Annotated in this window: 22 protein-coding genes; 6 read left to right on the forward strand and 16 right to left on the reverse strand. The window is 44.1% G+C overall.

The features are described from left to right. Positions 1-3: 3 nt before the first annotated feature. The 11 genes from LIN78_RS17510 to LIN78_RS17560 all read right to left on the reverse strand — a co-directional run bounded on the left by LIN78_RS17510 (position 4) and on the right by LIN78_RS17560 (position 9409). Entirely contained in the window at positions 4-1182 is a 1179-nt protein-coding gene (locus LIN78_RS17510) for a sensor histidine kinase (RefSeq protein WP_227182179.1), read from the reverse strand. A 60-nt stretch (positions 1183-1242) separates the two neighbouring features. Beyond that, complete coding sequence (rluB, locus tag LIN78_RS17515; RefSeq protein WP_227182180.1) at positions 1243-2388, reverse strand: 23S rRNA pseudouridine(2605) synthase RluB; 1146 nt, start codon at positions 2386-2388, stop codon at positions 1243-1245. After that, positions 2381-2938 (reverse strand): SMC-Scp complex subunit ScpB, encoded by a 558-nt coding sequence (gene scpB, locus LIN78_RS17520; RefSeq protein WP_227182181.1) that lies wholly within the window; start codon positions 2936-2938, stop codon positions 2381-2383. Before scpB ends, rluB begins: the two co-directional genes overlap by 8 nt. Next, on the reverse strand, positions 2938-3624 hold the full coding sequence (locus tag LIN78_RS17525; protein ID WP_227182182.1) for a hypothetical protein: 687 nt from the start codon (positions 3622-3624) through the stop codon (positions 2938-2940). Before LIN78_RS17525 ends, scpB begins: the two co-directional genes overlap by 1 nt. Before the next feature lie 165 nt (positions 3625-3789). Next, complete coding sequence (locus LIN78_RS17530; protein ID WP_227182183.1) at positions 3790-4614, reverse strand: segregation and condensation protein A; 825 nt, start codon at positions 4612-4614, stop codon at positions 3790-3792. 147 nt (positions 4615-4761) lie between these two features. Then, positions 4762-5964 carry a tryptophan--tRNA ligase gene (locus tag LIN78_RS17535; protein ID WP_227182184.1) on the reverse strand — a complete coding sequence of 401 codons (1203 nt, stop codon included), beginning with the start codon at positions 5962-5964 and terminating at the stop codon, positions 4762-4764. An 88-nt stretch (positions 5965-6052) separates the two neighbouring features. Then, positions 6053-6694, reverse strand: a complete 642-nt coding sequence (locus tag LIN78_RS17540) for a site-2 protease family protein (protein ID WP_227182185.1) — start codon at positions 6692-6694, stop codon at positions 6053-6055. Positions 6695-6708: 14 nt separating this feature from the next. Next, positions 6709-7341, reverse strand: coding sequence for an L-threonylcarbamoyladenylate synthase (locus LIN78_RS17545; RefSeq protein ID WP_227182186.1), 633 nt, complete (start codon positions 7339-7341; stop codon positions 6709-6711). Between the two features lie 98 nt (positions 7342-7439). Further along, entirely contained in the window at positions 7440-8315 is an 876-nt protein-coding gene (locus LIN78_RS17550; protein WP_227182187.1) for a 3',5'-nucleoside bisphosphate phosphatase, read from the reverse strand. Between the two features lies 1 nt (position 8316). Then, positions 8317-9039 carry an LrgB family protein gene (locus tag LIN78_RS17555; protein ID WP_227182188.1) on the reverse strand — a complete coding sequence of 241 codons (723 nt, stop codon included), beginning with the start codon at positions 9037-9039 and terminating at the stop codon, positions 8317-8319. Then, a complete protein-coding gene (locus tag LIN78_RS17560; RefSeq protein ID WP_227182189.1) occupies positions 9032-9409 on the reverse strand; it encodes a CidA/LrgA family protein in 378 nt (125 codons plus the stop codon). The genes LIN78_RS17555 and LIN78_RS17560 overlap by 8 nt, the downstream gene beginning before the upstream one ends. 282 nt (positions 9410-9691) lie before the next feature. On the opposite strand from LIN78_RS17560, the gene LIN78_RS17565 reads away from it, so the two are divergent. The 4 genes from LIN78_RS17565 (at position 9692) to prmB (ending at position 13515) form a co-directional block, all read left to right on the forward strand. Beyond that, a complete protein-coding gene (locus LIN78_RS17565) occupies positions 9692-10861 on the forward strand; it encodes a PilT/PilU family type 4a pilus ATPase (RefSeq protein WP_227182190.1) in 1170 nt (389 codons plus the stop codon). A 187-nt stretch (positions 10862-11048) separates the two neighbouring features. Beyond that, positions 11049-11399 (forward strand): ArsC family reductase, encoded by a 351-nt coding sequence (locus LIN78_RS17570; protein WP_227182191.1) that lies wholly within the window; start codon positions 11049-11051, stop codon positions 11397-11399. Positions 11400-11430: 31 nt separating this feature from the next. After that, a complete protein-coding gene (gene dapE / locus LIN78_RS17575; protein WP_227182192.1) occupies positions 11431-12561 on the forward strand; it encodes a succinyl-diaminopimelate desuccinylase in 1131 nt (376 codons plus the stop codon). A 48-nt stretch (positions 12562-12609) separates the two neighbouring features. Then, positions 12610-13515, forward strand: coding sequence for a 50S ribosomal protein L3 N(5)-glutamine methyltransferase (gene prmB, locus LIN78_RS17580; protein ID WP_227182193.1), 906 nt, complete (start codon positions 12610-12612; stop codon positions 13513-13515). A gap of 85 nt (positions 13516-13600) precedes the next feature. Here prmB and LIN78_RS17585 read toward each other — a convergent pair whose 3' ends face one another. After that, positions 13601-14251 (reverse strand): retropepsin-like aspartic protease family protein, encoded by a 651-nt coding sequence (locus LIN78_RS17585; RefSeq protein ID WP_227182194.1) that lies wholly within the window; start codon positions 14249-14251, stop codon positions 13601-13603. Between the two features lie 99 nt (positions 14252-14350). Here LIN78_RS17585 and LIN78_RS17590 point away from each other — a divergent pair, with 99 nt between their 5' ends. Then, complete coding sequence (locus tag LIN78_RS17590) at positions 14351-14575, forward strand: TIGR02450 family Trp-rich protein (protein WP_227182195.1); 225 nt, start codon at positions 14351-14353, stop codon at positions 14573-14575. A 17-nt stretch (positions 14576-14592) separates the two neighbouring features. On the opposite strand, the gene LIN78_RS17595 is transcribed toward LIN78_RS17590, so the two are convergent. Then, the gene (locus LIN78_RS17595) at positions 14593-15858 is read right to left on the reverse strand and encodes an MFS transporter (protein WP_227182196.1); all 1266 of its coding nucleotides are present in this window, start codon (positions 15856-15858) and stop codon (positions 14593-14595) included. A gap of 155 nt (positions 15859-16013) precedes the next feature. Here LIN78_RS17595 and LIN78_RS17600 point away from each other — a divergent pair, with 155 nt between their 5' ends. Next, a complete protein-coding gene (locus LIN78_RS17600; protein ID WP_227182197.1) occupies positions 16014-16904 on the forward strand; it encodes a LysR substrate-binding domain-containing protein in 891 nt (296 codons plus the stop codon). 12 nt (positions 16905-16916) lie between these two features. On the opposite strand, the gene LIN78_RS17605 is transcribed toward LIN78_RS17600, so the two are convergent. The 3 genes from LIN78_RS17605 to LIN78_RS17615 form a co-directional block, all read right to left on the reverse strand. Beyond that, positions 16917-19016 carry a site-2 protease family protein gene (locus LIN78_RS17605; protein ID WP_227182198.1) on the reverse strand — a complete coding sequence of 700 codons (2100 nt, stop codon included), beginning with the start codon at positions 19014-19016 and terminating at the stop codon, positions 16917-16919. A gap of 1 nt (position 19017) precedes the next feature. Continuing rightward, complete coding sequence (locus LIN78_RS17610; protein ID WP_227182199.1) at positions 19018-20376, reverse strand: HlyD family secretion protein; 1359 nt, start codon at positions 20374-20376, stop codon at positions 19018-19020. Between the two features lie 3 nt (positions 20377-20379). Beyond that, positions 20380-21086, reverse strand: a 707-nt coding sequence (locus LIN78_RS17615; RefSeq protein ID WP_227182200.1) for a putative Ig domain-containing protein, incomplete at its 5' end; no start/stop codon positions are given.

Consider the following 21086-nt stretch of genomic DNA (forward strand, 5'->3'; position numbering starts at 1 on the left):
ACCTTATTGTACCGACAATGGCAGTATAATTCTTGCTTCACAGCCGCTCTGATCATGGCGGTTTTGAAGCGCAATTTCACCGCCGTGTAGTTCCACCATATTTTTCACAATGGCTAGCCCTAAGCCTGTTCCTTCATGCCTTGTGGTAAAGAATGGCGTAAAAACTTTATCAGCAATATCTGTAGAAATGCCCGGCCCTTGATCGATCACTTTGATTTGCAATGATCCAGCCTGTAACTGCACAATCACTAGAATCTCACCGCCAGCAGGCGTAAATGATAGTGCGTTTTCTAATAAGTTCAGCAAGGCACCCTGAAGTCCTTTTTTATGCCCCATGACCGCAGCTTGTAAGCCAGCATCGCCAGTTAAACGAATCGCTACTTGCTTTTCTTCTGCCACCGGCAAAATAGATTGAATCGCTTCACCAACCCATTCATGAATGTGAAAAGCAGTTTTCTCCCCGGCATCACCTCGCACAAAAGAGAGCATGTCGGCAATTAGACCCTCCAGGTAAATGAGTCTGCTTTTGGCTTTATCGGCAAACTTTAAGCGCTGCACATCTGGTAGAACCGGCTTATTTAGATGCCCGACATATAAAAGTGCGGTGGCTAATGGTGTTCGAAGCTGGTGGGCAAGTCCTGCAGCCATTTCGCCCATTGCAGCCAGTTTCTTATGCTGAGCAAGTTGTTGCTGCAATCTAAAATGGGAAGACAAATCAGTTAGAAGAATTAATGAACCACGTGCTTCAGGTAATGGCGTATGTTGAATAGATAGTCTTGCACGCCCAGAACTCATCCCTGCGTTTTTTTGCAATTCATACTCACCGGGAATATTGGTTGGCACCAACATCGTCTTTTCAAGTGATTGCCAAGTTTTACCTGGTAAGTCTGGCTGCAAAAACTGCTCAGCGGCCCAATTTGCGGCAGTAATTACCCCATGCGCATCTAGTTCAAGCACACCAGCGGGTAGCACCGCTAACAATAAGGCAACCCGCTGAGCTAGTGTTTCTTTCTCTCTTAATTGTGCTTGTAAGGCCGCATTACTTGCAGCCAACTCGCTAGACAAATGCACCACCTGCGCTTGCAAGCTATTAAACTGCTCTGACAATTGCTGAGACGCCAAATTGAACTGCTGAAATGCTTCCTGCAGCTCTTTTGGCGATAACTGACTAGCATCAGTCATAGAGAGTTGACTTTCATTGTGTCAAATACAAAGCGATAGCAAACCACTAAAGCAGGAAGATTAAGCCAAATCAGCCCATTTAAGCACTGCCAATACTTCATGCTCTTCTAGCTCAGTCCATGTGCCACGCTTTAGTCTTGGAGGTAATGCTAGCGGGCCAAAGCGCACACGCATTAAGCGACTAACCGTAAGTTCAAAGTGCTCAAACATACGACGCACTTCACGGTTTCTACCTTCTTTTAGAATGACACGATACCAGTGGTTAAAACCTTCTCCGCCTTGATCAACTAATTTATCAAAGTGCGCAGGTCCATCTTCTAGTTCAATCCCTTTGGTTAAGGCTCGTGCTTGTTCATCAGTCAGAGAACCCATGATACGCACCGCATATTCACGTTCCACTTCAAAGCGTGGGTGAGTTAAGCGGTTAGCTAAGTCACCAGAGGTAGTGAATAAAAGTAGGCCACTTGTATTAAAATCTAGTCGACCAACCACCGTCCAATAGCTACCTTGCACACGTGGTAAACGATCAAACACGGTTGTGCGACCTTGAGGATCATCACGCGTTACCAACTCGCCTTCTTGCTTGTGATACATCAAGATACGTGGCAAGCGGTTTTGTACGCGTAAACGGATTGGCTTGCCATCCACACGCACTAAATCATTTGGGGTTACTTTTGTACCAGGTGTTGCTGCTTCACCATTCACAGTCACACGACCAGATTCAATCAGCGCATCCATCTCACGGCGAGAACCTACCCCACTTTGAGCAAGTAGTTTTTGCAAACGCTGAGGCTCTTCACTTACCTCAAACTTAACTTTTGGCGTATTGCGGTCACGGTCTTCACGCTTGACCAAAGTAACACGTCTAGCTTTTCCTGACGGGGCAGTCTTACCCGCGCCAACCGGCCTTGCACCAACTGGAAGTTTTTTTCCTAAGATTTCAATATCAGGTGCTTTTGGTGGTCGCTTTCCTGTACTACTTGCAGTTGTTCTTGGCTTTTCTGCCGAACTACTATTGCTGCCAAATACTTCATTGTCACGTTTTGACTTATTGTTAGTCCGCGTCTCTGTTGGACGTTTTCTTTGCTGTCCAAACTCCCCTTCTTTACCGCCAAATGATTGCGGTGATTGTTGGCGCTGCTGAGACCTAGACCCTACTCGGGACACAGGCTGACGCGCACCGGAAGACGAATTTCTTTTAGACATTTGGCAAACTTTCCTGACTTAATACTTGAACGAGCTCCGTTAATGGCGGTAACTCATTCAAACTTCTTAAATTCAGGTCATCCAAGAACTTTTTAGTAGTTGCTAACAATGCAGGACGACCTGGTACATCTCTATGCCCTACGGTTTCTATCCAACCGCGAGCCATCAAAGTATGTATGATACTACCGGATACCCCTACTCCGCGAATTTCTTCTATCTCACTACGTGTAACTGGTTGCCGATACACAATAATGGCAAGAGTTTCTAAGGTCGCGCGCGAGTATTTTGCGGGCGTTTCTCTGTTTAAGCGATTTAACCAAGGCTGAAACTCCGCTTTAGTTTTAAAACGCCAGCCTGATGCCAATTGCACTAACTCGACAGATCTGCCCGCCCAATCTTGCTGTAACTGGATAAGCAAGACTCTAATCTGCTCATTCGTCCACTCGTCGCCTAGTAGCTTTTTCATTTCCCCAAAAGACAACGGCTCTACCGCTGTGAGTAGAGCCGCTTCCAGAACGAGAGTTAATTGATCTGGTGTTTGTTCTGTCATTATGAAGAACGGCGACGCATAAAGACAAAACCAATAATCAACACAAGCAATACACCCACACCAATTGCAATTAATTTAATTGGGAATGCGCTTGATTCGACTACGTAGCTTGTTTTACCTGCAGGCAAACCAAGTAAGTCTAGTTTAATCGGATCAGAACCAGATGCAGACTGACCATCCACCATTTTGATGGATCCTGGCATTTTCAGTTCCATTTCCATGACCATGCCCATTGCTTTCATTTGCTGAGCTTCTGGGCCATTTGGTAACGCTTTTGGTGCATTACCAGGGCCGGCTTTACCGCCCTTACCTGCAATTTCATTAAATAGCGCAACTGCATCTACTTTCACAGTAGAACCATCAACAGTCACACCATTTGCATTTTCTTTTGCTAATTTACCGCTTAGCTCTACTTTGTTTGGCGACAAATCTTTACAAGTGATGTCTGACGACAACTCTTTTTGCATTTCTGCACAATTCATTTCTTTAGGTGTCTTTGGATCTGCACCACCCATACCCTTCATCATTTCCATCATTTTGCTGAAATCGTATGAAGTTGCGTACTCAACCGAACCATCACCAGCCACTGTCGCCTTGGTTTTCACCTCAACGCAACCAGTCAACCCCACGGCAAGTAAACCAGCAGCAGCTAGACGAAGAACCTTTGATGAAAAAAATGTTTGCATGAATAAATCCCTGAAATAAATGATATTGTTTGCTGCTATTTCGATGCTAAATGAATCTCGACAAAACCCTAACATCATACACGATGAAATGCAATTAGCATTCAATATTGTAAATATATGTTAAGAATTTTTTAGGCATTGATTAGCAGCATCAATCTACGAGACTCAAGGTGGATTGGGGGCAACTACATAAATAGTGCCATTCGGTTCTGTCTGAATCATTCTCACTAAGCCTTCTTTCGCTAGCTCTAATATCGCAATGAAATTTAGCACCAATTGCATCTTATTCTTCACGTCTTCAAAGAATTGATCAAAATCTAATGGGCCTGTTTGTCGCTTAAGCAGCTTTAGAATATGGGCCATTTGATGACGAATAGAAACCACCTCTGGCGCAACATGATGATGCGTCTGCAATTTATTTCTTTTTAGAATACGCTGCCAAGCTTCTATTAATTGAGCGACATCGACTTCTGGTGGCAAGATTTCATGCGAGCTATCAACTAACACCTGTGCCCATTCAAAAGCATCACCAGCGATTGGCAACTGATCAATCACGAGTGCGGCCGCTTTCATTTGCTCATACACCAACAAACGTTCGACTAAGGCGGCACGCGGGTCAATGTACTCATCTTGATCATCTAAGGATGGCGGAACCGGCAGTAATAACCGAGACTTAATCTCGATTAACATAGCAGCCATTAATAAATACTCACTCGCCAACTCAAACCGATGGTTTTCCATCATCGCAACATACGCCATGTATTGCTCAGTTAATTGCGCCATTGGAATATTTAATACATCTAGGTTTTGCTTGCGAATGAGATAAAGCAGCAAATCTAACGGGCCTTCAAATGTTTCTAAAAAGACTTGTAGGGCATCTGGTGGGATATATAGGTCGGCAGGGAATTCGCGTACAGCCTCTCCATTCACTTGCGCAATGGGAGGTTCAGGTAAATCAATCTGAGGTAAGGTAAGATCACTTTGCTTCATGCGAAAGTCTGCTGCAAATGACAAGAAAAAACCGCCAAACCTAGATCAATTAACACTTGATGAAAGTTGGCGGCTTTTTGATATTGCATCAGCTAAATTCCCGTCACTTAACTAGTGAAGTGAGAATACTTGCAAGTAAATAGTTGCTTAACGGTAGGCTAACCCCATTGCTTCACGCACATCTTTCATGGTTTCGCGCGCAACTTCACGTGCCTTCTCGCAACCTTCTGCAATAATATTACGCACCAAGGTCGGATCATCCATATACATTTGTGCACGTTCTTGCATTGGTTTTTGTTCGGCCAGCACACCTTCAATGACAGGTTGTTTGCATTCAATACAGCCAATGCCTGCGCTAGTACAGCCCGCTTTCACCCATGTTTTAACATCGTCAGAACTATAAACTTCATGTAGTTTCCAAACAGGGCATTTGTCTGGGTTACCCGCATCGGTACGGCGTACACGCGCAGGATCAGTTGGCATTTGCTTCACTTTTTTCGCGACAGAATCGGCATCTTCACGAAGCGTAATCGTATTTTGGTAGCTCTTAGACATTTTCTGCCCATCAAGCCCTGGCATACGAGACGCTTCTGTTAACAATGGCTGAGACTCTGGCAGAATCATCTTGCCTCCGCCTTCAAGGTAACCATATAGACGCTCACGGTCACCAATACTCAGGTTTTGAGCGTCTTCCAATAACGCACGGCCAGCTTCTAGCGCTTCCGCATCGCCATCTTGCTGGTAACGGGTACGTAATTCGTCGTACAACTTACCCTTTTTGCCACCCAGCTTTTTGATTGCTGCTTCTGCCTTCTCTTGGTAGCCAGGTTCTTTACCATACAGGTGGTTAAAACGACGAGCAATTTCACGAGTGAACTCAATATGAGGAACCTGATCTTCCCCTACTGGCACCATATTGCCACGGTAAACCAAAATGTCCGCACTCTGCAGTAATGGATAGCCCAAGAAACCATAGGTATTTAAATCTTTGTGAGATAATTTTTCCATTTGGTCTTTGTAGGTTGGCATACGCTCCAACCAACCATTTGGGGTAATCATTGATAGCAGCAAATGAAGTTCTGCATGCTCTGGCACTCGGCTTTGGATAAAAACGGTCGCCTGAGAAGGATCAACACCCGCAGCTAGCCAGTCAATGACCATATCCCAAACACTATTCTCAATAATCTGTACGTTATCGTAGTTTGTGGTCAAGGCGTGCCAATCTGCCACCATAAAGAAGCACTCGTGCTCACTTTGAAGTTTGACCCAGTTTTTCAATACGCCATGATAGTGCCCAAGATGAAGACTACCTGTCGGGCGCATTCCCGATAGTACGCGATCAGCGAACATGTTTTTTTATCCCTGTTTAACGGCAAAAATGCTTTTAAAAACTTACTTTATTATTGGGGTAACTTCCCCAGTTTTCTGCTACTTCAGACTAAATAATCAGATGCTGCAATGCACCTACCACACTGTAGATAGGCCCTAAGACGAAATTCAACATCCCTGTTGCCATTAGGGCAATCAGAATGAAAAAACCAAAACGCTCGATGCTGCCGAACTTTACATCCCACGGATAAGGCAGCAAAGAAGTGACAATTCGTCCGCCATCTAGTGGTGGCAATGGAATTAAGTTAAAAGCGGCCAAGATCGTATTGAATAACACACCCATTGTCGCCATTGCACGTAATGGCTCGGTGTAATCACCCAAGTCTGAATAAATGGTTAATTTAATGAATAGCAACCAAGCTAGCATCATTAAAATATTTGCGAGAGGTCCGGCTGCGGCTACGAGCAGCATGTCTCGACGAATATTTTTAAAATTGCGGGTATTGACTGGCACAGGCTTTGCCCAGCCAAATAAGAATCCACCAGGCAAGATAATACAGACTAGCGGTAGAATAATCGTGCCGACTAAATCAATGTGCTTAAGTGGGTTTGCAGTAATACGCCCCATCATATAGGCCGTACGATCCCCTAATTTATATGCAACCCAACCATGTGCTGCTTCATGCAGCGTAATGGCTAATATAATTGGTAATGCATATAAGGTAATTGCGCGAATAAAATCCTGATCCATATCCACCTAACGCTTTATTCTTCTGAGAGACCTAATTTAGCTAACTCACCTTTACCAGCTCGGACTAGTTCTGGTGCACCTTGGGACAAATCCACGACCGTGGTTGGCTCCATACCGCAAAAGCCGCCATCAATCACTAAATCCACTTGATGTTCTAACAATGAACGAATCTCATATGGATCATACGGTGGTAATTCTTCCCCTGGCAGTAGGAGTGTGACAGATAGAATCGGTTCCCCCAACTCTTCTAGTAGCGCCAACGTAACCGGGTGTTCTGGTACACGCAATCCAATGGTGCTTTTCTTCGGATGCATAAGGCGCTTCGGCACTTCCTTAGTTGCCTCGAGAATAATGGTATAGCTACCCGGCAAAACTGACTTCAACAAACGATATTGCTGATTATCTACTTTTGCATAGGTGGCAATGGCAGATAGATCTGGGCACACCAAAGTAAAATGGTGTTTTTCATCAATCTGTCTAATCCTGCGGATTTTTTCTAACGCTTCTTTATCCCCAATCATACAGCCTAGGGCATAACAAGAATCTGTTGGGTATACAACCACCCCACCATTTTTAATTATTTCAACGGCTTGCTTAATAAGGCGGGCTTGTGGGTTTTCTGGATGAATCTGGAAAAACTGTGACATGAGATTTTTTCGTTCCGGTTGGCCGGTGCCTGATAATCCAGTCATTTCAATGAAATAACTAGATTTCGAAGTCATTAAAACAGTAAGTGTACCAAATCTTAACTATTGCCAATAGCATCACACGCTGGTGATTCGGGCAAAGAAATGCCTAACTTTTCCCAAATTGGCTTGCAATAACTAGGTAATGGCGGATACGTCCCTAAATCACCATAATGCCCTGTTCCGTGAAAATCAGACCCGACAGATGCCCATAAACCAAAATCATCGGCAATACGGGCAAATCTCGCCACTAGATCAGGTGTGTGGTTTCCAGTCGCCACTTCTACGCCATCGCCACCAAAGCGGGTAAAAATTTCGACGAGTTCTAGCATTTGCTTTTTACCCATCTCGTACCGGCCTGGGTGGGCAATCACCGCTAAGCCACCTGCTGCATGAATCCAATCAATGGATTCTTGTAACGTTGCCCATAGGTGTGGCACATAACCAGGTTTTCCAGGAACTAAAAATTTTTTAAACACCGCTTGTAAATTTCTTGCATGGCCGTTTTCTACTAAAAAGCGCGCAAAATGTGCTCTACCAATCATTTCAGGATTATCGGCGTAAGGTAAAGCACCTTCGAAAGCACCTTGAATACCGGCTTTGGCTAGGCCTGCTGCCATCATTTTTGCGCGCTCTGTTCTACCACTACGAATGCGCGCCAGCCCTTCTTGCAGGACATTGTTTTTAGGATCAACCCCTAAGCCAACAATGTGCAGCGTATGCTTTCCCCAGTTAACCGAGATTTCAACACCGTTCACTAGCACCATACCGAGACGCGCGGCGGTTTCTTGCGCCTCGGTTAACCCGCCCACTTCATCATGGTCTGTTAAAGCTAATGCACGAATACCTCTTTCAAAGGCGCGCTCCACCACAGCTGCTGGGGTTAATAAGCCATCAGATACATTCGAGTGGCAGTGAAAATCATAAATATTCATATTAAATTAATCCGATCCAATGCAGGATGGGGCCTGTTAACCATGCGGTAAGGGCACCATTTACCCCCATCGCTAACCCTGCATATGCGCCTCTTTCTAGATTTTCTTGCAAAGCTTTTGCCGTTGCAAAACCATGTGAGGCAGTCCCCATCGCTAGGCCAGTACCTTGATCTTCATCTAACCCTAAACTTTTAAAAAATGGTCTCGCAGCCAATGCACCAAAAGTACCGGTTAACAGCACCATGGCTGCAGCTAAAGAACCAGAACCACCGAGTTGTTCTGCTAATGCCATCGCAATCGGGGTTGTAGATGACTTTGGCACCATCGACATTAATGTTTCTCTAGATAAACCTAACCATTGCCCCAAATATACAACCGATAAAATTGCCACCACACTACCCGCAAAAATACTACCAATGACTGGCAACCAATATTTTTTTAAATGGGTAATTTGTGCATATAAAGGCATGGCCAATGCCACCGTTGCTGGCCCTAACAAAAAGCTAAGATACTTGGTTCCCTCAAAGTAATCTTCGTACTTTGTTTGCGTAACACTCAAAATAGTGACTAAAACTGCGACGGAAATAATGATGGGGTAACTCCACATTACCCGATTCATTTTTAAATGAAACTGCATCGCAAATACGTACACAATCAAGGTGATGGTCGTGCTGATTAAATAAGGTGATAAGTTAGGAATCCATTGATAGATGCCACTAGTCATGATGATTTCCTGTTGATGCAGTATTAGCCTTCACGACTTTTTTTGAGAGATACCGGTAAGTTAGCAAGGTTGCCAACATCGTTAATAAGGTACTCACAATCAGTACAATGACAATCCGGATGCCTTCAGATTTTAACCGGTCACCATGCGCCATGATTCCGACACCAGCAGGCACGAAAAGCAGCGCCATATTCTGTAACAAGCCATTCACCGTCCCCGCGACTTCTTTGTCTGGACCGTCAACAGAGACTAGCCAAATAAACATATACAACATGCCGACCACTGGGCCTGGCACAGGAATATGTAATAGCCGAACAGTAACTTCGCCTAGTAGTTGCATTAGCAGCAACACTGCCATTGCTTTAGGCATGACAACCTCGCAATATATCTAGCATGCGTCTAGGATCATTGACGTGTACTTTATCCCAGACTAAGAAAGAATAAGTAGAAAATTCGCGTCGACATCATTTTTTGTCAATGCATATACTGTATTGTAACAGTTAGCGCGGATGTAAAAAGATGAATAGCCAATCAAATTTGCGCATTGCATCATGCCACGTAAAATCGGCAATATGATAAAGTGATATTTGCTTAGCCTTGAGATGCAATAAACCGCCCTCCCAATCATTAACTTTTTTGATAGTGACGCTGTATGGACATTACTCCAATCCTAAAACTGATGGCACAAAAGAAAGCCTCTGACGTATTTTTCTCGGCGGGGACGACTGCGCAAATTAAAATCGAGGGGGTGGTTTATCCGATCAACCAGCAAGTATTAAATGGTGATCAGATTAAACGTATTGCCTACCGCTTGATGGATGCAGAGCGCATTAGTCGATTTGAGCACGATTGGGAAATGAACTTTGGTTATTACCTAGAAGAAGTGGGTAATTTCCGGGTTAACGTTTTTAAACAACGTGGCGATGTTGCAATTGTTATTCGTTACATCAAGGAAAAAGCGAGCTCCATTGAAGAGTTAAGCTTGCCAGCGGTTCTTTCAGAATTGGTAATGGGTAAATTGGGGCTAGTTTTAGTGGTTGGCTCTACAGGCAGTGGAAAATCCACGACCCTATCAGCCATGCTTGAGCATAGAAATGAATCTGCGAGCGGTCATATTTTGACTGTTGAAGACCCAATCGAATACGTCTTTCATCATAAAAAATCGATTGTTAACCAACGAGAAGTGGGGATTGATACCCACAGTTATCATGATGCATTGAAAAATGCCATGCGCGAAGCACCTAATGTCTTGATGTTAGGTGAGATCCGCGATAAAGACACCATGCAACACGCCTTAACGTATGCGCAAGCTGGCCATTTAATTCTCAGTACCTTACACGCGAACAACAGTTATCACGTGCTTAACCGCATTATTAACTTCTTCCCTCATGAAGCACGGGCTAGCTTATTACTTGATTTATCTGTCTCCCTTAAAGCCGTCATTTCGCAACGCTTAGTCAAAGGGGTGGATGGCAAATTAGTACCAGCAGTAGAAGTGCTACTCAATTCTCCTCGCACCGCCGAATTAATTCGTACCGGACAAATTGACCTGATTAAAGAGGCAATGGAAAACTCGGTTACTGAAGGCTCGCAAACCTTTGAGCAATCACTCTTTAGATTGTTTAAAGAAGGCAAGATCACCTTGGAAGAAGCGTTAAGTAATGCGGATAGCCCAACCAACTTGTCTTGGAAGATTAATAACGATGAGCATGCGCATACCCGCTTAGAAGAAAAGCAGTTAATTGAAGAAGCTGAACGCTCCATGAAGAAGCAAAAAGAGGAAGAGGAGTCGATTAGCTTTGATTTTGAACTAAACGGCTAATTACTCCCCCTCTATACAGCCTAGTAGGTTTTTACCGATGAAAAATCGTAAAAACCGACCCTTACATCTCGATCAAATGCGTTACAATTCTTCGCAATTGTAAATAACTCTCTTTTGTAGCTTTATGGTTGTTCGTTTCCAAGCTTAACAACCATAAAGCACGCCTATTTTTAGCAGGAACAACTTCATGTCTATCACGATTTACGGCATTCCTAATTGCAATACCGTGAAAAAAGCGCGCGTTTGGTTAACAGATCATCAGGTTGATGCAACCTTTCATGATTTTAAGAAACAAGGTGTCACAGAAGAAATGCTGGCGAAATGGCTAACGCATTTCCCTTGGGAAAAACTAGTGAACCGCGCAGGAACGACATGGAGACAACTCACTGATGAGCAAAAAGCGGCTGTAAACGACAATGCTAGCGCGATTGCGTTGATGCTTGAAAAACCAAGCGTCATTAAACGTCCGGTGATTGTTGAAGATAATATCGCCCTGCTAGGCTTTGATGAAGCCGCTTACAGCAAAACCTTTCTCTAATCATATTTGAGAGTAAGAATAAGTGACCAAAATGAATCCTACCCAGTTATTGACCGAACAACTCATTGCTTGCCATTCTGTAACCCCTGTTGATGGCGGCTGCCAAGATTTAATGATTGAACGTTTAGAAGCCATTGGCTTTGTGATTGAACGTTTACATAGTAATGGCGTAGATAATTTCTGGGCTAGAAGAGGGACTGAAGGCCCTATCCTTTGCTTTGCAGGCCATACCGATGTTGTACCTACAGGCCCGTTAACCGATTGGCACACCGACCCATTTGTGCCGACAATCAGAGATGGCCATTTGTTTGGCCGTGGCGCAGCCGATATGAAGGCTTCTCTTGCGGGATTTGTCACTGCAATTGAAAAGTTTGTTGCTGAATGTCCAAACCACAAAGGTTCTATCGCGTTACTGATTACTTCTGACGAAGAAGGTGTGGCGACAGATGGAACGGTGAAAATCGTCGATATGCTAGAAGCACGTGGTGAGCGGATCGACTATTGTATTGTGGGTGAACCAACTTCTTCTAAAGTTTGCGGTGACACGATTAAAAATGGTCGTCGTGGTTCGATGTCTGGCCAGTTAATTGTGAAAGGTGTGCAGGGCCATATTGCCTACCCTCACCTAGCAAAAAACCCGATTCATTTGATTGCCCCTGCCTTGGCTGAATTAGCAACTACCGAGTGGGATAAGGGGAATGATTACTTCCCGCCAACCAGCTGGCAGTCTTCAAATATTAAAGGTGGTACAGGGGCAACGAATGTGATCCCAGGCACGGTTGAGCTTCTCTTTAATTTCCGCTTTTCAACCGAGCAAACTGTCGCAGGTCTTCAAAAGCGTGTTCACGATATTTTAGATAAGCACGAACTGACTTATGATCTGGAATGGAGTATTTCTGGGCAGCCATTCTTTACTGCACCAGGCGAATTATCAGAAGCACTCACAGCGGCCATTGTAGCGGAAACACAAATTACACCAGAGTTATCTACCACAGGTGGAACGTCGGATGGACGCTTCATCGCCCGGATTTGTAAGCAAGTGGTAGAATTTGGGCCAATTAATGCGACCATTCATAAAATTAATGAATGTGTGGCAGTGGAAGATATCCCTAAATTATCTAATATTTACCATGGTACTTTACAGCGTTTACTGGGCGCATAAGCCAACTTACCGCATAGCTTGAATCAATAGAAAGACTTCACCAATATTATGTACACAGAAGCAAGCCAATCTTTAAAATCTGTTCGTGATCTTATTCGCTTTGCGGTTAGCCGTTTTCAAGAAGCGAATTTGGTATTTGGTCATGGATCGAATAATGCTTATGACGAAGCTTGCTATCTAGTGCTTCATTCGCTGCACCTGCCGATTCATGACATTGCCCCTTTTGCAGATGCCAATTTATTGCCAAGTGAAATTGCGCGGGTCTTGTCTGTGATTCAAACTCGGGTAGAAACCAGAAAACCAGCCGCTTATTTAACCAATGAAGCATGGTTAGGGGATTTCCGTTTTTATGTAGATGAGCGTGTGATTGTGCCACGTTCATTTATCGCGGAATTATTAAGAGACCAATTAGCGCCTTGGATTCAAGTGCCGGAAGAAGTGGTTTCTGTACTAGATATGTGCACTGGATCTGGTTGCTTAGCGATTGTTGCTGCTGAAGTATTCCCGAATGCAGATGTTGATGCAGTAGATTTGTCATCTGACGCCTTAGATGTTGCTGAACGTAACGTGACGGACTACCAACTAGACAATCGCGTGCAGCTAATTCAATCCGACCTTTTCTCAAATCTTGAGCCGAAGCAATACGACATTATTATTAGCAACCCACCCTATGTGAATGCAGAATCGGTAGATGCTCTTCCTCCAGAGTATTTACATGAACCAGAATTGGCACTTGGTAGTGGTGAAGATGGATTAGATGCCACTCGTGTGATTTTGATGAACGCGAGCCAATTCTTGATTCCTGGTGGCTTGTTAATTGTTGAAATTGGCTTTAACAGAGAAGAGTTGGAAGTCAGTTATCCAGAACTGCCATTCCAATGGTTAGATACCGCTAGTGGTGATCAGTTTGTCTTTATGCTGACCAGAGAAGATCTGATTGATGCGGGGTATTGAGTATTCGGCGAGAAGTAACTGCCTTATCAATAAAAAGCCTCTGCGTTTCAGAGGCTTTTTAGTTCGTGATAACAATCTGATTGTTTTAGCGCTTTATCAACTCAAGTTGACCATTGCTGCGTTTCATTTCGACACGGTTTAAGAAACTCATCCCCAGCAACACAATTGGCATGTTAGATTCATTGACACTTCCTTCAACCTGATAGAGAGTGATGTTTCCTACACGCACTGTATCGAATTTAACCATCCAAGCGCGAATAGACCCATTCGCTGTACCAAATACGGCCTGGGGCGCATTTTGATATTTGATTCCCATTTGTTCTGCTTGAGAACGACCAATCGAAATGACAGTTGCTCCCGTATCTACGACTGCTTCAACAGGTCTTCCATTGATGGCAATTGTCGTTACGAAATGGCCATTCGAATCAGCAGTCAGCGTGGTTTTTTGTCCGCTACTTGCGTTTGTATCGCTTGAAAACCCTGCATCGCCCAATCGGATAGTTGAACGTTTTCCATCAATCTCAATGACAGCGCTATCGCCACTCGCCGAAACGACTTTGACACCATTGTAGCTTTGCCCAATTCGAATAGACTTTGGCCCTACTCCATCGATTTTAAACACGCCCATATTAGGCATGACGCCAATCAGTTGAACATTTTGAGCAGAAGCAACACCAGCTAGCCCGAACGCTAGCAAAAATTGACTTACACGGTGCAGTAATTTAACAATCTTCAAGCTATTCACCTTGAATGGGTAATGGATACAGAATTAAATCATGCCAACCGCATGGTTGTCATGTTGATGATACGATTTTAGTATAAATGAAAGTGAATAATGGCAAATCTCTCTCTTAACCCCAAAAAACTGATGCGATCGAAATGGACTGCAGTCACCCCGCAGAACAAAGAAAAGCACTTTTTGGTGATCGAGGTAATTACGCCAGAAGACGGTAGCCCTATTCGTCAAATTGTCTTAGAGGCAATTTTAACGAAAAGGACTTGGACGATGGATTGGGAGCAATTAGAAGATACAAGCAGGTGGATTCAAGGTTGGCGCTAATACTAGCGCCAACCTGATTAAATTTGACTAGTTGGCAAGGGTTGTAGTTTTCTTAAGTGGATGGCAATAGATGTTGAAACCATTAAGATTAGAAATAAAAAGCCGGCAACCGCAGTCCAATGACCAAGCCCCCACATTAAGCCAGAAGTCGTACCTAACATACTAGAGCCTAAATAGTAGAAGAATAGGTATAAGGCGGATGCCAAGGCGCGCGCCCTAGGAACACGGCGGCCAACCCAACTACTTGCAACGGAATGCGCCCCAAAGAAGCCAAAGGTAAATACACCCACACCGATCATCACGATCCAGAGGCTATTGGCCAAGGTAAACAATAACCCAACCACCATCAGTAGCGGCATAATCCAAAGCACATTTCGCCGTCCAATTTTATCAGCCCATTTTCCAGACCAAGTGGACCCCACCATACCTAATAGGTATAAGGTAAACACGAGTCCGATTTGGCTATGAGAAAGCCCAAAAGGTGCTGCGCTTAAACGATATGCAAGGTAATTGTACAAACTAACAAAACACCCCATTAGCGTAAAAGAAACCGCAAATAACCAGCGTAGTCCTCTGTCTGAAAAATGCAGTTTTAGATCACTAACAAACATTTCTACATTAAGCGGCGTGGATTTAAAGTGTCTGGATGGTGGCAAAAATTTCCAGAAGAAAAAAGCAGAAACTAGACCAATTGCCCCTAATGTACCAACGGCAAACTGCCAGCTATACATTCCCGCTAATGCGGAAGACAAAAACCGAGCACTCATTCCACCTAAAGCACTTCCCGCAATGTATAAGCCCATGGACTGCCCTAATGACTGAGGTTCGATTTCTTCACTTAAATACGCCATGGCAGCCGCAGGTAAGCCAGACATCGCCACCCCAAGCAAGGTGCGCAATATCAAGAGTTGGCCAAATGATTGGGCAAATGCACTTAGCACGGTCAAAATGGCGGCGAGTGCTAACGCTAAATTCATTAAGGGTTTTCTACCAAACCGGTCGGCCGCTAGACTCGCAGGAATAAGAGAAATTGCCAATGCGCCAGTGGAAGCCGAGACCACCCCACTCGCTTGTGCGGGGGACAATTGAAACACATCAGAAAACACCAACATTAATGGCTGAAAGCCATAGAGCAATGCAAACGTGGATAAGCCACCAAAGAACATCGCACCATTTGCACGACGAAAGGCAGAGGTTCCAGCTTGCAATTTCATTGGGGCAAGATTTTCAATTGGATTTGTTTTCATCATTCCAGCTGGCAAAGCAGCGGCGGCGGCAGGCATTTCTATATTCCTTTTATCAGATAGCGTACAAGCTGACTAGCGTACATTGACTGTAACTAAAGCTAGTTGTGCGCTGTTGTAACATCCATCTTATGCTCGCCTTTTTTAGTCGTCCAATATATATTTAATCTGTTTTTAATATTTTTAAAATATATATGGAACTACGTCATTTACGTTACTTTGTTGCGGTAGCCGAAGAATTGCACTTTAGCCGTGCAGCAGAAAAATTACATATTGGCCAACCGCCTCTTAGCCAACAAATTCAAGCGCTTGAACAAGAAATTGGCACACCGCTATTTGAGCGTAGTAAACGGCACGTAGCCTTAACGGCAGCTGGAAAACGCTTTTATGAACACGCGAAGCAGATCCTTGCAACAGTGGAATCTGCTGCGTTAGAAGCCAAGCGAATTGGGATTGGGGAAGAAGGTGAGCTCAGAATTGGTTTCACCTCGTCTTTACCGTTTAGCAATTTATTACCTAGAGCAATTCAAGCTTATCGTCTGAAATATCCAAAAGTACGATTATCGCTACGAGAGATGTTTACTTTAGACCAATATCAGGCACTTCAAAATGATGTATTAGATATTGGTTTTGTGCGTTTTACGGGCCTAGATGCGCCTGAAGGTATTTTGCTAAAAGAAATTGGTAGAGACCCGCTTCAGCTTGTGGTACATGACTCCCACCCGCTGGCAGCCCAAGCGAAGATCAAAGTGGAAATGCTAAAAGAAGAGCCTTTTGTTTGCTACCCACTTGGCACCGGTTCTGGACTACGAAATTTGATTAGGCGCCTTTGCCATCAAGCGGGTTTCGAACCTCACATCAGCCAAGAAGCAAGAGAAGCAACCACACAGATTGGTTTGGTTGCAGCAGGAATTGGCATATCCATGCTGCCGTCGCCATTAGCATTGGTGCAAATTCCTCATGTGAAATTCCTACCAATTGATGAAGAGGACGCTTACATTGCAATGGGGCTAGCAACCATTGCACGTGCAAATAATGCCTTGGTTACTAATTTCTTAAAAACACTACAATCTCTTGATGAATGAAAATGGAAGGGATCAAAATCCAAATTGCGCTCTAAATATTGCCCCAAGATGTTGAAGACCTTGAGATGCTAAGGAGGACTCAGCAACAGAGATAGATAGTTTTCCTCGCCATTCTTGTTGAGTTAAGGAGCCAGGAATTGTCCCTTCCGATCGAAAAGTCACTTTATAAAGCGGCACATCTGAATATAGCTGCCCGCCTTTTTCTCTTAGTAAAAGATCGCCCCCATGTTGAGAGGCTAGTAGAACTTCACTAATGGCATGCACGGGTTCTGCAGAGATAGATTCCAAATTTAAAGGAATAGTTACGAGCGGATCTGCTTCTAAAAATAACGAGCCGGTTGCCCCTTTTTGGATTAAGTTTCTTTGCTCTTCATTTAAATACGTCACGGCTTGAAAGTGATCGTGATTGGCAACTAAAGCAATCGTCTCTCCATCTTGTAGCCACTCTCCTGATTTAAGATCAGGATTTAGCCACTGAAAACTCCCTTTAAAGGTTGCTTTCTTTTGAAGCTGATCACCTAAGGAGTTTTGTAGTTGTTTCTCTGCCTGAGCTGTCACTAATTGGGCAGTTAGCACTTGCAGTAACTTCCGCTGTTCATCATTAAACACAGATGAGGCAAGGGCAGACTGCATCCATTGAATTTTTGCATCAATATTTGCACTAAAATATTCACTCTCTGGTGAGGCAAAAGCGATCATTAGCTGATTTGCTTTGACGGATTGGCCATTTTTTAAAGACGATTGAACTAAGTAACTATGCCTTGGCGCATAGATGATTTCGTATTGACTAGGCCTTAACATGGCCGCCGTTTTTAGGTGTGTATCATAAGGAATAAAACAACCGATCAGCACAATCAACACAATAGCAAAGGTGCGCTTCACATGTTTGCCTTGGCTAAATACCGCCCAATTTTCGTGCCAATATTTTAACTCAGACCAAAATGGACGAATCACAAACCAAATGATTTCGACTAAAAATAGGAAGATGCCTAATGCCTTGATGAAAAAGCTATAGACAAGTAAGGCAATCCCTAAGAAAATCACTAGCCGGTAAATCCATGTTACCCAAGCAAATGCGATTAAAAAGCGCTGACGCTTTTTCTCAAAATACTCGGGAACCGGTAATTCAACACCGAATAGCTTTTGTCTTAAATGCCATCTTGCCATAGCAAACGCACGAGCATGTAAGTTGGGAATATCCAGAAAATCCGATAATAAAAAGTAGCCATCAAAACGCATGAATGGGCTAGCGTTAATCAATAAAGTGGCAATCCATGTCGTACTAGCTAATAAAAAGGTAATCGACGATAACGTACCTTCTGGTACCAATAGCCAAGTGATCGCCGCCCAAACCGCAATCACTAGCTCTGTCACAATCCCGGCACTGGCCACAATTAGCCGCTGCTTTCGGTTTGCTAATCGCCAAACATCATTCGTATCGGTATAGGCAACGGGAAGTAGTACTAAAAAAGCAATGCCCATTGTGGGAATCCGGCATCCCATTCGCTTTGCTGCGATTGCATGGCCTAACTCATGCATCAACTTTAATAGGAAAAGCGTGATGCCGTAGGCTAATAGACCATGCCAAGAAAACGTATCTAGCATGGTGGCAAAAAAGCGGTCCCAAGATTGAATAATGCCGAGTAACGCTGCAATTAATCCAAAAACAGTCACGCCTAGGAAGGTTTTAGAAAATAAGAAATCACTTTTCGAGGCTAACCAGGTAATCCAAGCATCTGGTTTAACGAGCGGCACGCGAAAAAAAAGATAATGGTGCAACAACCATTGCCCTACTCCCCCGCGCATTTTCTTTAACACTCCACTCATTTTGGCGGCTTGGCCAACGTCGGGAATCAGTAATTCATTAGCAGCTAGAAACGTAATGACCTGCTCAAACGCTTCTGCATCAATCTTTAGCGTGGTTGACCGATGAATGTCTTTAATAATTTCAAGCGGATCCCCCATTGACCAACGGCTGACTACTTCAAATGTCAGCCAATCTAATCGATAAAATTGGTTTTTGGTGGGGTCATACAAGGTATAGTGCGGGCTGCCATCGGTAAAATGGGCATCTGGCACCAACTCTAACTCTTGTCGTAGCGATGGGAGCATATTACAAGCCCAACGTCTGACGAATAACCGCTAGCGGTTTTCTAGCCGCCCAGTAGACAAATGGCACCCAAGTCGTGGATATCTTGGCGGTCCCTTTTAGACCTAAATGACCAGTTTCTTCAGGCGATAGTGTTGCACGAATACGATAGGCGTAATTTCCCTCTGGACGTGAGGTTGCATCAAACGACATATACCGAACTGTTGCTGCAACAGAAGAAAATGGTGATGCGGCTGGATAAAAAGTTACATGGTCCCCGGCCTGAATTGGAATTGCATCTGAAACGGATAACCAACTTTCAATCTCTAAATGATTTAGGTTTGCGAGCCTGAGTACACGTTCCCCCGTTTGAACAGGTTTACCAAGCCACTCTGCTGCATTATCAAACACAGCCACGCCGTTACTAGGCGCTTTGATGATTGAGCGAGATAAAAGCGATTGCAAGTATGCCAATTCCGCTTGTTTTTGCTCGACTTTTCCGGCAAGAGAAGAAATATCCGTGTTGGTTTTTCCCTCCACCAAAGATTCTGCTGCCTTTTGACGATACTCGGCCTCTGTTGTACGCAATTCACTTTCGGCAATGTCTAAACGACCAGTTAGGGCGGTTTGATCCATTTCAAACAATGGATCCCCCTTTTTAACCGACTGATTCGGTTTCACCAGAAATTGGCCAAATACACCATCTAAAGGCACACGAATGACGGTAGGTTCAGCGGCGACAATTTCAGACTGAGCCAACACACTCATTCTTACAGGGAAAAAAGTCGCGGCAACCAGCAATACCGCCAAAATAAACTTTGGTCGATGGTGAAGTGGTTTTTGCTTCCATTTTGGATCTTGTAACCAATGGAGTAATCCCAACGCATGTTTTTTCTTACGTTGAAATTTGCCCCAAGCAAATGTCCAAATTTGCATCCACTCTTGCATGATGGTGCAGCTACTTTGCGTCCAGCTCATATCCGCCGCAATAAGTAGCCCGGTTGCTTGCTCTGGGTCATCCGCTGGTTGACCAATAGGCAACCACATCACAAAATTAGGCAACCACTCTAACCAATCTGCAGCCGCCTCTTCATTTAATTCATCAGCCGTTAAAATCTTAGCACTAGCGTAAGTTGCATTTAAATACCGGCACAATCGATCCATCGATTGAACATAAGGGGCATTTTTTTCAGGTTGGATCACGCCAGATAAGGCAATTACGCCTTGTTTTGCCCCCCAAAAAACCGATTGGCGATACGGCAATAGCTGTTTTGAATCATTGACGAGTAGGAAAGCGAGTTCGTCTGCTGACTTCGCCTGACGTGCTCGACCGCCTAACGTCAGCAGGTCGAGCAACGGATTGGTTGAATTGACTTCAGACAAACATTAAGCCCTTATTTTAATAGGAGATGCGCTTTGCAAACGGCTAATTGGGCTTCCTTGTTTGGCCTGCAAAACTTGCTCGTTAAAAGATAACTTATTAGTAGCTATCTTCCCTACTCTAATTTTGAACACGGTTGATGCTGTTCTGCCATCATTATCTCTTGCAGTGACGACAATTTCGATGATCGAATCTACATCTGCCGGCGGAGTTCCTTGGAAGCGCCCGGATGTTGCATCAAAATGTAGCCAAGTAGGTAATGCTTTGCCATCAGATAGCTGTGCGGTTAGTTTAACAACGGCATCTTCTTGGGTATGAACAAATGCGTCTGCTGGCAATTTAAAATCCACATCTGCATTTTTTTCATAAATCTGATCTTGAACACCGTTATATACCATCAAGTTCACTTCATCGGCCTTAATCACCGGGATTCTAAACGCTCCCACGCCCACCTGGGTCAGATTGTCTTCTATTGATGAACGCTGATTGAAACTTTGTACCACGCTCAAATCTGGCAAGGTAGAGACAGGCGCCGTATTCTCGAAGTTTGTATCTACGCTAGCCGCAATAATATTAGAGAACGGTGCATCTGTAGTTGTTTCCTGCGTTGGGCTTGTGGTTGTATCATTTGATGCAGGTGGCGTTTCCGTTGTTGCGGGTGGCGTAGTTTGAGGCTCAACCACAGGCGAAGTTGGAACAATTGGCTGTGTAT

Origin of the sequence: Leeia speluncae, assembly GCF_020564625.1 — a bacterium.
Taxonomy (GTDB): domain Bacteria; phylum Pseudomonadota; class Gammaproteobacteria; order Burkholderiales; family Leeiaceae; genus Leeia; species Leeia speluncae.

Coding starts and splice junctions, on each gene's coding strand:
- LIN78_RS17545 (WP_227182186.1), bottom strand. CDS start 7,341: ATGTCACAGTTTTTCCAGATTCATCCAGAAAACCCACAAGCCCGCCTT.
- LIN78_RS17525 (WP_227182182.1), bottom strand. CDS start 3,624: ATGCAAACATTTTTTTCATCAAAGGTTCTTCGTCTAGCTGCTGCTGGT.
- prmB (WP_227182193.1), top strand. CDS start 12,610: ATGTACACAGAAGCAAGCCAATCTTTAAAATCTGTTCGTGATCTTATT.
- LIN78_RS17535 (WP_227182184.1), bottom strand. CDS start 5,964: ATGTTCGCTGATCGCGTACTATCGGGAATGCGCCCGACAGGTAGTCTT.
- LIN78_RS17570 (WP_227182191.1), top strand. CDS start 11,049: ATGTCTATCACGATTTACGGCATTCCTAATTGCAATACCGTGAAAAAA.
- LIN78_RS17600 (WP_227182197.1), top strand. CDS start 16,014: ATGGAACTACGTCATTTACGTTACTTTGTTGCGGTAGCCGAAGAATTG.
- LIN78_RS17605 (WP_227182198.1), bottom strand. CDS start 19,016: ATGCTCCCATCGCTACGACAAGAGTTAGAGTTGGTGCCAGATGCCCAT.
- LIN78_RS17555 (WP_227182188.1), bottom strand. CDS start 9,039: ATGACTAGTGGCATCTATCAATGGATTCCTAACTTATCACCTTATTTA.
- LIN78_RS17595 (WP_227182196.1), bottom strand. CDS start 15,858: ATGCCTGCCGCCGCCGCTGCTTTGCCAGCTGGAATGATGAAAACAAAT.
- rluB (WP_227182180.1), bottom strand. CDS start 2,388: ATGTCTAAAAGAAATTCGTCTTCCGGTGCGCGTCAGCCTGTGTCCCGA.
- scpB (WP_227182181.1), bottom strand. CDS start 2,938: ATGACAGAACAAACACCAGATCAATTAACTCTCGTTCTGGAAGCGGCT.
- LIN78_RS17550 (WP_227182187.1), bottom strand. CDS start 8,315: ATGAATATTTATGATTTTCACTGCCACTCGAATGTATCTGATGGCTTA.
- LIN78_RS17560 (WP_227182189.1), bottom strand. CDS start 9,409: ATGCCTAAAGCAATGGCAGTGTTGCTGCTAATGCAACTACTAGGCGAA.
- dapE (WP_227182192.1), top strand. CDS start 11,431: ATGAATCCTACCCAGTTATTGACCGAACAACTCATTGCTTGCCATTCT.
- LIN78_RS17540 (WP_227182185.1), bottom strand. CDS start 6,694: ATGGATCAGGATTTTATTCGCGCAATTACCTTATATGCATTACCAATT.
- LIN78_RS17565 (WP_227182190.1), top strand. CDS start 9,692: ATGGACATTACTCCAATCCTAAAACTGATGGCACAAAAGAAAGCCTCT.
- LIN78_RS17530 (WP_227182183.1), bottom strand. CDS start 4,614: ATGAAGCAAAGTGATCTTACCTTACCTCAGATTGATTTACCTGAACCT.
- LIN78_RS17590 (WP_227182195.1), top strand. CDS start 14,351: ATGGCAAATCTCTCTCTTAACCCCAAAAAACTGATGCGATCGAAATGG.
- LIN78_RS17510 (WP_227182179.1), bottom strand. CDS start 1,182: ATGACTGATGCTAGTCAGTTATCGCCAAAAGAGCTGCAGGAAGCATTT.